Raw genomic sequence first — 16,391 nt, forward strand, 5'->3', positions numbered from 1 at the left:
AGCATCTGTGGCCAAGTTTTTAAGGGCGCACGGTGGATGCCTTGGCACCAGGAACCGATGAAGGACGTGGGAGGCCACGATAGTCCCCGGGGAGTCGTCAACCAGGCTTTGATCCGGGGGTTTCCGAATGGGGAAACCCGGCAGTCGTCATGGGCTGTCACCCGCTGCTGAACACATAGGCAGTGTGGAGGGAACGCGGGGAAGTGAAACATCTCAGTACCCGCAGGAAGAGAAAACAACCGTGATTCCGGGAGTAGTGGCGAGCGAAACCGGATGAGGCCAAACCGTATGCGTGTGAGACCCGGCAGGGGTTGCGCATACGGGGTTGTGGGATCTCTCTTTTACGGTCTGCCGGCCGTGAGACGAGTCAGAAACCGTTGATGTAGGCGAAGGACATGCGAAAGGTCCGGCGTAGAGGGTAAGACCCCCGTAGTCGAAACATCAGCGGCTCGTTTGAGAGACACCCAAGTAGCACGGGGCCCGAGAAATCCCGTGTGAATCTGGCGGGACCACCCGCTAAGCCTAAATATTCCCTGGTGACCGATAGCGGATAGTACCGTGAGGGAATGGTGAAAAGTACCGCGGGAGCGGAGTGAAATAGTACCTGAAACCGTGTGCCTACAAGCCGTGGGAGCGTCGGAATGGAGCTTGCTCCATTCTCGTGACTGCGTGCCTTTTGAAGAATGAGCCTGCGAGTTTGCGGTGTGTTGCGAGGTTAACCCGAGTGGGGAAGCCGTAGCGAAAGCGAGTCCGAACAGGGCGTTTTTAGTAGCACGCTCAAGACCCGAAGCGGAGTGATCTAGCCATGGGCAGGTTGAAGCGGAGGTAAGACTTCGTGGAGGACCGAACCCACCAGGGTTGAAAACCTGGGGGATGACCTGTGGTTAGGGGTGAAAGGCCAATCAAACTCCGTGATAGCTGGTTCTCCCCGAAATGCATTTAGGTGCAGCGTCGTGTGTTTCTTGCCGGAGGTAGAGCACTGGATAGGCGATGGGCCCTACCGGGTTACTGACCTTAGCCAAACTCCGAATGCCGGTAAGTGAGAGCGCGGCAGTGAGACTGTGGGGGATAAGCTCCATGGTCGAGAGGGAAACAGCCCAGAGCATCGACTAAGGCCCCTAAGCGTACGCTAAGTGGGAAAGGATGTGGAGTCGCACAGACAACCAGGAGGTTGGCTTAGAAGCAGCCACCCTTGAAAGAGTGCGTAATAGCTCACTGGTCTAGTGATTCCGCGCCGACAATGTAGCGGGGCTCAAGCGTACCGCCGAAGTCGTGTCATTGCGATACATACCCCCAACGGGGATCGTGATGGGTAGGGGAGCGTCGTGTGCCGGGTGAAGCAGCACCGGAAGGTAGTTGTGGACGGTTCACGAGTGAGAATGCAGGCATGAGTAGCGATTCACACGTGAGAAACGTGTGCGCCGATTGACTAAGGGTTCCTGGGTCAAGCTGATCTGCCCAGGGTAAGTCGGGACCTAAGGCGAGGCCGACAGGCGTAGTCGATGGATAACCGGTTGATATTCCGGTACCCGCTGTGAAGCGTCAAACATCGAACCAGGCGATGCTAAGTCCGTGAAGCCGTTCCGGACCCTTCGGGGAATGGAAAGTGGTGGAGCCGGCGAACCAGACTTGTAGTAGGTGAGTGATGGGGTGACGCAGGAAGGTAGTCCATCCCGGGCGGTGGTTGTCCCGGGGTAAGGGTGTAGGACGGTGTGTAGGCAAATCCGCACACCATATAGTCTGAGACCTGATGCCGAGCCGATTGTGGCGAAGTGGATGATCCTATGCTGTCGAGAAAAGCCTCTAGCGAGTTTCATGGCGGCCCGTACCCTAAACCGACTCAGGTGGTCAGGTAGAGAATACCGAGGCGTTCGGGTGAACTATGGTTAAGGAACTCGGCAAAATGCCCCCGTAACTTCGGGAGAAGGGGGGCCACGTTTGGTGAGAGGACTTGCTCCTCGAGCTGGGTGTGGCCGCAGAGACCAGCGAGAAGCGACTGTTTACTAAAAACACAGGTCCGTGCGAAGCCGTAAGGCGATGTATACGGACTGACGCCTGCCCGGTGCTGGAACGTTAAGGGGACCGGTTAGTCACATTTCGGTGTGGCGAAGCTGAGAACTTAAGCGCCAGTAAACGGCGGTGGTAACTATAACCATCCTAAGGTAGCGAAATTCCTTGTCGGGTAAGTTCCGACCTGCACGAATGGCGTAACGACTTCTCGACTGTCTCAACCATAGGCCCGGTGAAATTGCACTACGAGTAAAGATGCTCGTTTCGCGCAGCAGGACGGAAAGACCCCGGGACCTTTACTACAGTTTGATATTGGTGTTCGGTTCGGCTTGTGTAGGATAGGTGGGAGACTTTGAAGCGGCCACGCCAGTGGTTGTGGAGTCGTCGTTGAAATACCACTCTGGTCGTGCTGGATGTCTAACCTGGGTCCGTGATCCGGATCAGGGACAGTGTCTGATGGGTAGTTTAACTGGGGCGGTTGCCTCCTAAAGAGTAACGGAGGCGCCCAAAGGTTCCCTCAGCCTGGTTGGCAATCAGGTGTTGAGTGTAAGTGCACAAGGGAGCTTGACTGTGAGACCGACGGGTCGAGCAGGGACGAAAGTCGGGACTAGTGATCCGGCGGTGGCTTGTGGAAGCGCCGTCGCTCAACGGATAAAAGGTACCCCGGGGATAACAGGCTGATCTTCCCCAAGAGTCCATATCGACGGGATGGTTTGGCACCTCGATGTCGGCTCGTCGCATCCTGGGGCTGGAGTCGGTCCCAAGGGTTGGGCTGTTCGCCCATTAAAGCGGTACGCGAGCTGGGTTTAGAACGTCGTGAGACAGTTCGGTCCCTATCCGCTGCGCGCGCAGGAATATTGAGAAGGGCTGTCCCTAGTACGAGAGGACCGGGACGGACGAACCTCTGGTGTGCCAGTTGTTCTGCCAAGGGCATGGCTGGTTGGCTACGTTCGGGAGGGATAACCGCTGAAAGCATCTAAGCGGGAAGCCTGCTTCGAGATGAGTATTCCCACCCACTTGATGGGGTAAGGCTCCCAGTAGACGACTGGGTTGATAGGCCGGATGTGGAAGCCCAGTAATGGGTGAAGCTGACTGGTACTAATAGGCCGAGGGCTTGTCCTCAGTTGCTCGCGTCCACTGTGTTGGTTCTGAAACCACGAACAGCCCCATGCCCATGGTCACGGGTGTGGTGCGGCTGACAGTTTCATAGTGTTTCGGTGGTCATAGCGTGAGGGAAACGCCCGGTTACATTCCGAACCCGGAAGCTAAGCCTTACAGCGCCGATGGTACTGCAGGGGGGACCCTGTGGGAGAGTAGGACACCGCCGAACAAATTGTATGGGAAACCCCCGCACCGTTGGTGCGGGGGTTTCCTGCGTTCGGGGCGTTGTTGTTCGTCGGCTTTCGGGCCGGCGTCGAGCCGTGGCGGCCTGCGAGGCGAGCGGCGGGCTGCCGCAGGCCCCGCACCAACGGGTTCAGACCGCCGCCCGAACGGGTTTGAGAACATCGGCTTGTTCGGGGTATGCTCTATTCCGTTGCCGCGAGGGAAACCTCGAAAAGTGACCAGCCCCCTTAGCTCAGTCGGCAGAGCGTCTCCATGGTAAGGAGAAGGTCAACGGTTCGATTCCGTTAGGGGGCTCCACGAAAAAAGCCTCCGCCCTTTCGGGCGGGGGCTTTTCTCATGTCCGGGCTGATTCTCACGCCACGCGCATCGCCAGGATGGCCATGTCGTCGGAAGGGGCGTCGGACGCGAAGCGCTCCACGGCACGCATGATGCGCGCGGCGACCGCGCCGGCCGTGAGGCCCGTGCACGTGGTGAGGACGTCGGCGAGGCCGTCGTCGCCCAGCATGCGGGTGCCCTCGCGGCGTTCGGTGACGCCGTCCGTGACGCACAGCAGGACGTCGCCCGGGTCGAGGGTCACCGACTCCTCGTACAGCTCCAGGTCCTCCATGACGCCCAGGAGCGGCTGGGGTTCGGCGGCCGGCTCGACCGTGCCGTCCTGGCGGAGGCGCAGGGGCAGCGGGTGGCCCGCGCAGACCACCTTCAACTCCGCGCTGCCGTCCGCCTGCGGGCGCATCTCGCCGTAGAGGAGAGTGAGGAAGCGGCTGCGCGCCCCCTCGTCGAGGATGGCCGAGTTCAGGCGCTCCAGCACCGCCGGGCCGCTGAGGCCCTCCCGGGCCAGGAGCCTGAGCGCGTGCCGCGCCAGGCCCGTCACCGCCGCGGCGTTCGGGCCCGTGCCGCACACGTCGCCGATGGCGAAGCCGTACGCGCCGTCGCTGATCGGGAAGACGTCGTAGAAATCGCCGCCGACCTCGTTGCCCTCGCCGGCCGCGCGGTAGATGACCTCGACCTCGACGCCGTCGATGGACGGGAGTTCCGGGGGCAGGAGGCTGCGCTGGAGGGCCTGGCTGATGGCCGTGCGCTCGGAGTACAGGCGGGCGTTGTCCAGGGCGAGGGCCGCCCTGCGGCTCAGGTCCTCGGCCAGTTCGAGGATCTCCTGGCGGAAGTGCTCGTCGGTGGGCTTGCCGAGGGTCAGCATGCCGATCACGCGGTTGCGGGCGACCAGGGGGAGGACGACGGTCTCGCCGCCGACCGCGGAGGCCGTGGCGAGCGTCGGACCGATGCCGGAGGCCACCTGGTGGGTGGGGCCGCCGGTCAGGCCCAGGCTGCGCATGGAGCTGCGCAGGGCCGCGTCGTGCGCGGCCTCGGCGGGGGCCGCCCAGACGCGCGCGCCGGGGGTGGGGACCGGGTCCGGGGGCGGGACCTTCGACAGCAACGACTTGATGCCGTCGATGAGTTCCTCGTCCTCGTGCAGGACGTACGACAGATAGGGCTCGGAGGCCTGGTCGGCGATCGTGTAGACCGCGCACCAGGTGGCCAGCGTCGGCACCGTCATCTGGGCCATCAGGGCCAGGGTCTGGTCGCGGTCCAGGGTGCCCGCGAGGAGGTCGGAGGCTTCGACGAGGAAGCTCAGGGAGCCCCGGCGCAGGCGTTCCAGCTCGCCCAGGCGGGCCGACTCCACGGCCAGCGCGATGCGGTCGGCCGCGAACTGAAGGCGCAGGGCCTCCTCGTTGGAGTAGCGGCCCGCGGCTTCCGCCGCCACGCCGAGGGAGCCCGTCAGGCGGCCCTCGACCTTCAGGGGCACGGTGACGACGGAGCGCATGCCCGTGCCGCTCAGCAGCGGGACGGCGCCGGGGACGGCCAGGAGGTCCTCGTGGACGGCCGGCATGCGGGCCGAGCCGTAGCGGCCGGGGCCCGCCTCGACGGGCACGCGTGCGAAGCGCTGCCGGGCCGAGGGCAGGCCGGTGGAGGCGCGGACCTCCAGCTCGGTCTCGTCGTCGGTGGCCAGGAGGAGGAAGGCGGAGTCGGCGTCGAGCATGTCGCGGGCCCGCTCCACCGTGCGCTGGAGGAGACCGTCGAGGTCGTCCGGCGCGGGGGAGCCGATGAACACCTCGAAGGGGTCCGTGCTCTGGCCGTCGGAGCCGGTGTTCGTGTCGGAGGCCGGGACGCGCAACGGCGTCTGCAGGACCGCGCGTTCGTGGTTGCGGACGAGCAGGCAGACGGTGGAGGGCTCGCCGCCGGTGTCGCGGACCCGCAGATGGGAGGCGTAGACCGGTGTGACGCGGCCGTCGGCGGCGCGGATGCCGTAACTGCCCTCCCAGCGCGAGAGTTGGAGGGCCTCCACGATGCCGGTGCTGGTGCCGGGGGTGTGCGGCCAGGCGGCGAGGTCGGTGAGGGGCTTGCCGGTGACCTGGTCGGCGGCGTAGCCGAAGAGTTCCTCGGCGTCCTCGTTCCAGGCGGAGATGGCGCCCGTGCGGTCGATCTGGACCACGGCGACGCGCACCCGGCTGTCGGCGAGCGGCAGGAGGTCGGCCGGGAGGGAGGGGCCGGCCGCGCGGGTGCCCACCGGGCGGTCGGGGAGGTCGAGCCGGAACCAGACCTGCTTCTGGGTGGGGGTGTACTCGACGCCCCAGCGGGCGGCGATGGCGGCGCACAGCTGGAGTCCGCGGCCGCCTTCGCGGTCGGGGTTGCCCATGGTGGCGAGGGAGCCCTGGAGGGGGATCTCGCGCTCGGGATACCGGTCGGCCACCTCGATGCGGACGCCGTCGTCGCTGCGCAGGCACAGGACGTCGGCGTGGGTGCCGGCGTGGACGACCGCGTTGGTCACCAGTTCACTGGTGAGGACGACGGCGTCGTCGATGATGTCGGCGAAGCCCCAGCCCTGGAGGGTGTCGCGGACGAAGGACCGGGCGGTCGCCACCGATCGCCCGACGGGCTCGAAGCTGGCGGCCGCGCGCGCGGTGATCACAGAACTCCTCGGCCGGTTGTCTGCGGACAGGGCTCCCCGGCCGACCGGGTCGCGGCGCTGGTGGGGCGTGCGCGCGGCTGAGGGCCGGGGGTCCGGGGGGTGTCCCCCCGGGATCAGTCCGGTGGTCATGTGTGCGGCCGCCCCTCCGATGCCCGCTAGTGCCGGTGCCACCGCCCAGACCGTCGGACCGGTGTGGCTGGACAGCCGCATGCAAGGTTACTTACCTTCCGGGGCCGTGCGGATGCCGGTCACGGTGTTTCCGCCCGAGGGTGTGCGGACCGTGTGCGAAGCTGCCGAACTGTTATGGCCTGGTTCGGCAATGGTGAAACACTGGGCAGGCTTGTGGTGAAGGTCCGGGCGGAGTGAGTGTCGTCCTGGTTCGGCGGGCAGCAGCCCTCCGGGCTCGCCCGGTCGTGTCGGGCGCGGTACCGGGTGGTACCCAGGAACGGCGGCGAGCGGCATCCGGGCACAGTGGTAACGGTCGACCCCTGCGGGAGGGACAACGTGGAGTCTGGCGCAGCGACGCGGGGCACTAAGACGCGCGCGAAAGGCGGACAGTCTCTGAGCAGGCCACGCACCCCACGCGGAGGTACCACTGTCGTGGACACGGCAGCTCTGGACCGTTTGCTCACGGCTCTGGCGTCCATGCGGGACGGGAACTTCCGCAAGCGGCTCACGGTCTCCGGCGACGGCGTGATGTCGGAGATCGCCGCCGTGTTCAACGAGGTCGCGGACCGCAATCTGCATCTCACGGGTGAGCTGTCGCGGGTGCGGCGCATGGTGGGGCGTGAGGGGAAGCTCACCGAGCGGCTGGAGACGGGGGCCTGCGAGGGGTCCTGGGCGACCGCGATCGACAACTCGAACGCGCTGGTCGACGACCTCGTACGTCCGGTCTCCGAGGTCGGCCGGGTGCTGTCGGCGGTCGCCGAGGGTGATCTGTCGTCGCGGATGGAGTTGCGGACGCACACCCCGGAGGGGACCGGGCATCCGCTGCGCGGGGAGTTCCTGAAGGTCGGGCGGACGGTGAACAACCTGGTCGACCAGTTGTCGACGTTCACCGACGAGGTCACGCGCGTGGCCAGCGAGGTGGGCACCGAGGGCAAGCTGGGCGGTCAGGCCCAGGTGCGCGGTATGTCGGGTTCGTGGAAGGACCTCACGGAGTCCGTCAACACGATGGCGTACCGGCTGACGGCGCAGGTGCGGGACATCGCGCTGGTGACGACGGCGGTGGCCAAGGGTGATCTGTCACGGAAGGTGACGGTTCACGTCGAGGGCGAGATGCTCGAGCTGAAGAACACCGTCAACACGATGGTGGACCAGCTCTCGGCGTTCTCGTCGGAGGTGACCCGGGTCGCCCGCGAGGTGGGCACCGAGGGCATTCTCGGCGGGCAGGCGCAGGTGTCCGGTGTGGACGGGGTGTGGAAGGAACTCACCGATTCGGTGAACACCATGGCCGGGAACCTGACGGCCCAGGTGCGCGGGATCGCGGAGGTGACGACGGCGGTCGCCAACGGCGATCTGTCGCAGAAGGTAACGGTTTCCGCGCGCGGTGAGGTCGCGCAGCTCGCGGACACGATCAACCAGATGACGGAGACGCTGCGGACCTTCGCGGACGAGGTCACGCGCGTCGCCAACGAGGTGGGCGCCGCGGGGCAGCTGGGCGGTCAGGCGAACGTGCCGGGCGCGGCGGGCACCTGGAAGGACCTGACGGACTCGGTCAACACGGTGTTCCGGAACCTGACCACGCAGGTGCGGGACATCGCGGCGGTGACGACGGCGGTGGCCAGCGGCGATCTGTCGCAGAAGGTCACGGTGGACGTGGCCGGCGAGATGCTGGAGCTGAAGAACACCGTCAACGGGATGGTGGACCAGCTGTCGGCGTTCGGCGCCGAGGTGACGCGGGTGGCGCGGGAGATCGGCGTCGAGGGCGAGCTGGGCGGTCAGGCGCAGGTGTCGGGCGCGGCCGGCACGTGGAAGGACCTGACGGACTCCGTCAACACGGCGTTCAGGAATCTCACCGGACAGGTGAGGAACATCGCGCAGGTGACCACGGCGGTGGCCAACGGCGACCTGTCGCAGAAGGTCACCGTGGACGTGTCCGGTGAGATGGCGCAGCTGAAGAACACCGTGAACACGATGGTGGACCAGCTGTCGTCGTTCGCCGACCAGGTGACGCGGATGGCGCGGGACGTGGGCACCGAGGGCCGGCTGGGCGGTCAGGCCCGGGTGGACGGGGTGTCGGGCACCTGGAAGGAGCTCACGGACTCCGTGAACTCCATGGCCGGGAACCTGACCTCGCAGGTGCGCAACATCGCCCAGGTGACGACGGCGGTGGCGCGGGGCGACCTGTCGCAGAAGATCGACGTGGACGCGCGCGGGGAGATCCTGGAGCTGAAGAACACCATCAACACGATGGTCGACCAGCTCTCCGCCTTCGCCGACCAGGTGACCCGGGTGGCGCGGGACGTGGGCACCGAGGGGCGTCTCGGCGGGCAGGCGCAAGTGCCCGGTGTGGCCGGTGTGTGGCGTGACCTGACGGACTCGGTGAACGGCATGGCGGGCAACCTGACCGCCCAGGTGCGCAACATCGCCCAGGTCGCCACCGCGGTGGCCCGCGGTGACCTCTCCCAGAAGATCACCGTGGACGCGCGCGGGGAGATCCTGGAGCTGAAGAACACCCTGAACACGATGGTCGACCAGCTGTCGTCGTTCGCCCAGGAGGTCACCCGGGTGGCCCGTGAGGTGGGTACGGAGGGGCAGCTCGGCGGCCAGGCCGAGGTGCAGGGCGTCTCCGGCACCTGGAAGGACCTCACGCAGTCGGTGAACTTCATGGCGAACAACCTGACCATCCAGGTGCGCCAGATCGCGGAGGTCACGACGGCGGTCGCCAAGGGCGATCTGTCGAAGAAGATCACGGTCGACGCCAAGGGCGAGATCCTGGAGCTGGTCACCACCGTCAACACGATGGTCGACCAGCTGTCGTCGTTCGCCGAGCAGGTGACCCGGGTGGCCCGTGAGGTGGGCACCGAGGGCATCCTGGGCGGTCAGGCGCACGTGCCGGGCGTCACGGGCATCTGGAAGGACCTCAGCGGCAACGTCAACCTGATGGCCAAGAACCTGACCATGCAGGTGCGCAACATCTCGCAGGTCGCGGCGGCCGTCGCCAACGGCGACCTGACGCGGCAGGTGACCATCGAGGCGCGCGGCGAGGTGCAGCAGCTCGCCGACACGTTCAACACGATGGTGAGGACGCTGAGCTCGTTCGCCGAGCAGGTCACCAAGGTGGCCCGTGAGGTGGGCACGGACGGGATCCTGGGCGGTCAGGCGCATGTGCCGGGGGTGGCGGGCACCTGGAAGGACCTCACCGACTCGGTGAACGGGATGGCGTCCAACCTGACCGGCCAGGTGCGCAACATCGCCATGGTCACGACGGCCATCGCCAAGGGCGACCTGACGAAGAAGATCGACATCGACGCGCGCGGGGAGATCCTCGAGCTGAAGACGACCATCAACACGATGGTCGACCAGCTGTCGTCGTTCGCCGAGGAGGTCACCCGGGTGGCCCGTGAGGTGGGCACCGAAGGGCAGCTGGGCGGTCAGGCACGCGTGCGTGACGTCGACGGCACCTGGCGCGACCTGACGGAGTCGGTGAACGAGATGGCCGGGAACCTGACCCGGCAGGTGCGGGCCATCGCGCGCGTGGCGACCGCGGTGACCCGCGGCGACCTGAACCTCAAGATCGACGTGGACGCGTCCGGGGAGATCCAGGAGCTCCAGGACTACATCAACAAGATGATCGCCAACCTGCGCGACACCACGATCGCGAACAAGGAGCAGGACTGGCTCAAGGGCAACCTCGCGCGTGTGTCGGCTCTGATGCAGGGTCGGCGCGACCTCCAGGACGTCGCCTCGCTGATCATGAGCGAGCTGCCGCCGCTGGTGGCGGCGCAGCACGGCGCGTTCTTCCTGGCGATGCCGCCGGCCGACGGGGACGCGGACCTCTACGAGCTGCGGATGCTGGGCTCGTACGGGTACTCGATGGGGTCCATGCCGTCGTCGTTCCGGCCGGGTGAGGCGCTGGTGGGGACGGCGGCCGAGGAGAAGCGCACGATCCTCGTGGCGAACGCCCCGAGCGGCTATCTGAAGATCGCCTCGGGGCTCGGCGAGGCGCCGCCCGCGCAGGTGATCGTGCTGCCGGTGCTGTTCGAGGGCCAGGTGCTCGGCGTGATCGAGCTGGCGTCGTTCACGCCGTTCACGCAGATCCAGAAGGACTTCCTCAACCAGCTCGCCGAGATGATCGCGACCAGCGTCAACACGATCTCCGTCAACACCAAGACGGAGCAGCTGCTGAAGCAGTCGCAGGAGCTGACCGAGCAACTGCGCGAGCGTTCCGCGGAGTTGGAGCAGCGGCAGAAGGCCTTGCAGGCGTCCAACGCCGAACTGGAGGAGAAGGCCGAGCTGCTGGCCCAGCAGAACCGCGACATCGAGGTGAAGAACACCGAGATCGAGGAGGCGCGGCAGGTCCTGGAGGAGCGGGCCGAGCAGCTCGCGGTGTCGATGCGTTACAAGAGCGAGTTCCTCGCCAACATGTCGCACGAGTTGCGCACGCCGCTCAACTCGCTGCTGATCCTGGCGAAGCTGCTCGCGGACAACGCGGAGGGCAATCTCTCGCCCAAGCAGGTCGAGTTCGCCGAGACGATCCACGGGGCCGGTTCCGACCTGCTCCAGCTGATCAACGACATCCTGGACCTGTCCAAGGTGGAGGCGGGCAAGATGGACGTCTCGCCGACGCGTATCGCGCTCGTCCAGCTGGTCGACTACGTGGAGGCCACCTTCCGTCCGCTCACCGCGGAGAAGGGCCTGGACCTGTCGGTGCGGGTGTCGCCGGAGCTGCCGGCCACGCTGCACACGGACGAGCAGCGGCTGCTGCAGGTGCTGCGCAACCTGTTGTCCAACGCGGTGAAGTTCACCGACTCCGGGTCGGTGGAGCTGGTCATCAGGCCGGCCGGCGCGGAGGTGCCGGTGGCGATCCGCGAGCAGTTGCTGGAGGCCGGCTCGCTGACCGACCCGGACGCCCCGCTGATCGCGTTCTCGGTGACCGACACCGGCATCGGGATCGCGGCCAGCAAGATGCGGGTGATCTTCGAGGCGTTCAAGCAGGCGGACGGGACGACCAGCCGCAAGTACGGCGGCACGGGCCTCGGACTGTCGATCTCGCGGGAGATCGCGCAGCTGCTCGGCGGCGAGATCCACGCGCAGAGCGAGCCGGGACGCGGCTCCACCTTCACGCTGTACCTGCCGCTGCACCCGAGCGAGCTGCCGCCGCAGGGCTACCAGCAGGTGGTGCCCGCCCTGGAGGCCGGCGACCTGGTGGCGTCGGAGAACGGGGCGGCGGAGCTGTCGGAGCTGTCCCCGGCGGAGATCCAGACGCCGGCCGAGGTGCGGTCGTACCGGGACGCGCAGAACGGTCCGGCGGCGCTCTTCCGGCGCCGGCGGCGGCTGGTGAGCGGCGGTGAGCAGGTCGGCAGGCCCGACCAGTGGCCGGCCCGCGCCCAGCAGGCGGAGGCGCCCGCGCGCGCGGGCATCAAGTTCGGCGGGGAGAAGGTGCTCATCGTCGACGACGACATCCGCAACGTGTTCGCGCTGACCAGCGTCCTGGAACAGCACGGCCTGTCGGTGCTGTACGCGGAGAACGGCCGGGAGGGCATCGAGGTCCTGGAGCAGCACGACGACGTGGCGGTCGTCCTGATGGACATCATGATGCCGGAGATGGACGGCTACGCGACGACGACGGCGATCCGGCGGATGCCGCAGTTCTCGGGGCTGCCGATCATCGCGCTCACCGCGAAGGCGATGAAGGGCGACCGCGAGAAGGCGATCGAGTCGGGCGCCTCCGACTACGTGACGAAGCCGGTCGACCCCGATCACCTGTTGTCGGTGATGCAGCAGTGGATGAGGCAGGAGTGAGGCGCCGCCCGACGGGAACCCTGGGCGTGACGGGAACCTTCGGTGCGGGCCGGGAGTTGCTGACTCAGGGTGGCCGTCGCCGTGTGGCGGGGCGCGATGCGGGGAACCTTCTGGTCCTGCGCCGCGTTCCTGCTATGTGCACAGTGACATCACGGTGACAGGGTGTGGCGACGGTCGGGGTGCGGCTACCATGACCGGCACAAGGAAGGGCGGCGCAAAGGAGTCGTCCCCAGGGGCGGCGCCCGGTGCACTGCCGGGGCGAGGAGGGCGGGCCATGGTGCAGAAGGCCAAGATCCTCCTGGTCGATGACCGGCCGGAGAATCTGCTGGCGCTGGAGGCGATCCTCTCTGCGCTCGATCAGACGCTGGTGCGGGCATCGTCCGGGGAAGAGGCGCTCAAAGCACTGCTGACGGACGACTTCGCGGTCATCCTGCTGGACGTCCAGATGCCGGGAATGGACGGCTTCGAGACGGCCGCGCACATCAAGCGGCGGGAGCGGACCAGGGACATCCCGATCATCTTCCTCACCGCGATCAACCACGGGCCGCACCACACCTTCCGCGGGTACGCGGCCGGCGCGGTGGACTACATCTCCAAGCCGTTCGACCCGTGGGTGCTGCGTGCGAAGGTCTCGGTGTTCGTCGAGCTGTACATGAAGAACTGTCAACTGCGGGAGCAGGCGGCGTTGCTGCGGCTGCAGTTGGAGGGCGGCGGCAGGGCCGTCGCGGGCGGCGACGTCAAGGAGCCGGCCGGGCTGCTCGCGGAACTCTCCGCGCGCCTCGCGGCCGTCGAGGAGCAGGCCGAGGCCCTGTCCAAGCAACTGGACGACGAGTCGGCGGACGCGGCGGCGGTGGCCACGGCGGCCCACCTGGAGCGCAAACTCACCGGTCTGCGGCGCGCGCTGGACGCCCTGGAGCCGGGCACGGGCGGCGGGGCCGCCTCGCTGCCCTCGCCGAACTGAACGGAAGAACCCGCCGGAACTGACGCGTGCGACGCACAAGTTGTGCATGAGGGCGCGTCAGTTCCCCCGCACAGCGGACCGCACGCGTCAGTCCGGCACCGTGGCGCGGGCGACACGAACGGGTGAAGCAGTGGGCACACGTGTCCCCAGTGGTCTCCACCGGTAACCTCACACCATGGCCTCACGTCCCTCCGCAGCCAAGAAGCAGCCCGCCAGGAAGGCGGCCGCTCCGGCGAAGGCTCCGGCGAAGAAGGCCGCCGCGAAGAAGGTCCCGGCGAAGAAGGCGCCCGCCAGGAAAGCCGCGGCCAGAAAACCCGCGCCCCCACCCGCGCCCAGCCCCACCGGGGGCGTGTACCGGCTCGTGCGCGCCGTGTGGCTGGGACTGGCGCACGCCGTCGGCGCCGTGTTCCGCGGCATAGGGAACGGCGCCAAGAACCTCGACCCGGCCCACCGCAAGGACGGCGTCGCGCTGCTGCTGTTCGGCGTCGCGCTGATCGTCGCCGCGGGCACCTGGGCCGATCTGCGCGGCCCCGTGGGCGACCTCGTCGAGATCCTGGTGACCGGCGCGTTCGGACGGCTCGACCTGCTCGTGCCGATCCTGTTCGCCGTCGTCGCCGTGCGCTTCGTCCGCCATCCCGAGAAGCCCGAGGCCAACGGCCGGATCGTGATCGGTCTGTCGGCCCTCGTCATCGGCGTGCTCGGACAGGTCCACATCGCCTGCGGCGCGCCCGCCCGCAGCGCCGGCATGCAGGCCATAAGGGACGCCGGCGGCCTCATCGGCTGGAGCGTGGCGACCCCCCTCACCTACACGATGGGCGAGGTCCTCGCCGTACCGATGCTGGTGCTGCTCACCGTCTTCGGACTGCTGGTCGTCACGGCCACCCCGGTCAACGCCGTCCCGCAGCGGCTACGCCGGCTCGGTGTGACCCTCGGCCTGCTGCGCGACCCGGAGGAGGACGCGTACGACGAGTTCGGCGACGACGACGCCCGCTACGACGAGCAGTGGCGTGAGGCGCTCCCCGCGCGCCCCCGACGGCGCACGAGCGCCCCCGAGGCGTACGACCCCGACAGCGCCGAGCAGGAGGCGCTGACCCGGCGACGCGGCCGCCCCAGGCGCTCCGCCGTGCCCCAGCCGGCCATGGACCGCCGCATGGACGCCGTGGACATCGCCGCGGCCGCGGCGGCCGACCTCGACGGCGCCGTCCTGCACGGCATGCCGCCCTCGCGGATCGTCGCCGACCTCACGCAGGGCGTGACCACGGCCGACGGGGAACCGACCACGCCGACTCCCGTGCCGACCCCCGTGCCCACGCCCGTCCCCGCGCCGGCCGGCCGGCCCCGGCAGCAGAAAACGAACACCGGGGGAGCGGTACCGGATCTGACGAAGGCGGCCCCCGAGGCGCCGCGCGAGATGCCCGCGCGCGCCGAGCAGCTCCAGCTGTCCGGCGACATCACCTACGCCCTGCCCTCGCTCGACCTCCTGGAGCGCGGCGGCCCCGGCAAGGCGCGCAGCGCCGCCAACGACGCCGTCGTCGCCTCGCTGACGAACGTCTTCACCGAGTTCAAGGTGGACGCCGCCGTCACCGGTTTCACCCGCGGGCCGACGGTCACGCGCTACGAGGTCGAGCTCGGTCCGGCCGTGAAGGTCGAGCGGATCACCGCGCTGGCGAAGAACATCGCCTACGCCGTGGCCAGCCCGGACGTACGGATCATCAGCCCGATCCCGGGCAAGTCCGCGGTCGGCATCGAGATCCCGAACACCGACCGCGAGATGGTCAACCTCGGCGACGTGCTGCGGCTCGCCGAGTCCGCCGAGGACGACGACCCGATGCTGGTCGCCTTCGGCAAGGACGTCGAGGGCGGCTACGTCATGCACTCGCTGGCGAAGATGCCGCACATCCTGGTCGCGGGCGCCACCGGTTCCGGCAAGTCGTCCTGCATCAACTGCCTGATCACCTCGGTCATGATCCGGGCCACCCCCGAGGACGTCCGGATGATCCTCGTCGACCCCAAGCGCGTGGAGCTGACCGCCTACGAGGGCATCCCCCACCTCATCACGCCCATCATCACCAACCCCAAACGGGCCGCCGAGGCACTGCAGTGGGTCGTCCGCGAGATGGACCTGCGCTACGACGACCTCGCCGCCTACGGCTACCGGCACATCGACGACTTCAACCGCGCGGTGCGCGAAGGGACCGTCAAGCCGCCCGAGGGCAGCGAACGCGAGCTCCAGCCGTACCCGTACCTGCTGGTGATCGTCGACGAGCTCGCCGACCTGATGATGGTCGCGCCGAGGGACGTCGAGGACTCCATCGTGCGGATCACCCAGCTCGCGCGCGCGGCAGGCATCCACCTGGTGCTCGCCACCCAGCGCCCCTCGGTCGACGTCGTCACCGGCCTGATCAAGGCGAACGTGCCCTCACGGCTCGCCTTCGCCACCTCCTCGCTCGCCGACTCGCGCGTCATCCTCGACCAGCCGGGCGCCGAGAAGCTGATCGGCAAGGGCGACGGGCTGTTCCTGCCGATGGGCGCCAACAAGCCCACCCGTATGCAGGGCGCCTTCGTGACCGAGGCCGAGGTCGCGGCGGTCGTCCAGCACTGCAAGGACCAGATGGCGCCCGTCTTCCGGGACGACGTCACCGTCGGCGCCAAGCAGAAGAAGGAGATCGACGAGGACATCGGCGACGACCTGGACCTGCTGTGCCAGGCGGCCGAGCTGGTCGTCTCCACCCAGTTCGGCTCCACGTCCATGCTCCAGCGCAAGCTGCGCGTGGGCTTCGCCAAGGCCGGCCGGCTCATGGACCTCATGGAGTCCCGCAACATCGTCGGCCCGAGCGAGGGCTCCAAGGCGCGTGACGTTCTCGTGAAGCCGGACGAGTTGGACGGCGTCCTCGCCGTGATCCGGGGGCAGTCTGAGGGGTAGACGTCCGTCGAGGGAAAGGGGCGCCCGGCCGTGACTCACCCGTTAGAGAGCAGTGGGCAACCGTTTCCCTTTGGCATACGTCCAGTTGAGCGAGAGGACAGGTGCGGCTCCCCGCCGGGGCCGTAACCGGCCCGTCATCGGTATGACCGGCCATACCGATGGCGTACAAAGTCGTACCGCCCGGTTGCCCCTCCGTTCGGCACCCCCCCTAGACTGAACCT

General features: G+C 67.6%; 4 protein-coding genes, 1 tRNA gene and 2 rRNA genes. 6 read left to right on the top strand and 1 reads right to left on the bottom strand.

Annotation, left to right across the window (positions count from 1 at the left end; genetic code table 11):
• Window positions 1-9: 9 nt before the first annotated feature.
• The 3 genes from OG802_RS26285 (at window position 10) to OG802_RS26295 (ending at window position 3,651) form a co-directional block, all read left to right on the top strand.
• A 23S ribosomal RNA gene (locus OG802_RS26285) occupies window positions 10-3,132 on the top strand.
• A 91-nt stretch (window positions 3,133-3,223) separates the two neighbouring features.
• Window positions 3,224-3,340 (top strand): 5S ribosomal RNA (rrf, locus tag OG802_RS26290).
• A gap of 235 nt (window positions 3,341-3,575) precedes the next feature.
• Window positions 3,576-3,651, top strand: a tRNA-Thr gene (locus OG802_RS26295).
• A gap of 55 nt (window positions 3,652-3,706) precedes the next feature.
• Here the strand turns inward: OG802_RS26295 and OG802_RS26300 are convergent.
• The gene (locus OG802_RS26300) at window positions 3,707-6,448 is read right to left on the bottom strand and encodes a SpoIIE family protein phosphatase (RefSeq protein ID WP_329414254.1); all 2,742 of its coding nucleotides are present in this window, start codon (window positions 6,446-6,448) and stop codon (window positions 3,707-3,709) included.
• 375 nt (window positions 6,449-6,823) lie between these two features.
• On the opposite strand from OG802_RS26300, the gene OG802_RS26305 reads away from it, so the two are divergent.
• The 3 genes from OG802_RS26305 to OG802_RS26315 all read left to right on the top strand — a co-directional run bounded on the left by OG802_RS26305 (window position 6,824) and on the right by OG802_RS26315 (window position 16,170).
• Complete coding sequence (locus tag OG802_RS26305) at window positions 6,824-12,286, top strand: HAMP domain-containing protein (RefSeq protein WP_329414255.1); 5,463 nt, start codon at window positions 6,824-6,826, stop codon at window positions 12,284-12,286.
• A 274-nt stretch (window positions 12,287-12,560) separates the two neighbouring features.
• The gene (locus tag OG802_RS26310; RefSeq protein WP_329414256.1) at window positions 12,561-13,247 is read left to right on the top strand and encodes a response regulator; all 687 of its coding nucleotides are present in this window, start codon (window positions 12,561-12,563) and stop codon (window positions 13,245-13,247) included.
• Between the two features lie 175 nt (window positions 13,248-13,422).
• The gene (locus OG802_RS26315; protein ID WP_329414258.1) at window positions 13,423-16,170 is read left to right on the top strand and encodes a DNA translocase FtsK; all 2,748 of its coding nucleotides are present in this window, start codon (window positions 13,423-13,425) and stop codon (window positions 16,168-16,170) included.
• Window positions 16,171-16,391 lie beyond the last annotated feature (221 nt).

Source organism: Streptomyces sp. NBC_00704, assembly GCF_036226605.1.
Classification (GTDB): Bacteria; Actinomycetota; Actinomycetes; order Streptomycetales; family Streptomycetaceae; genus Streptomyces.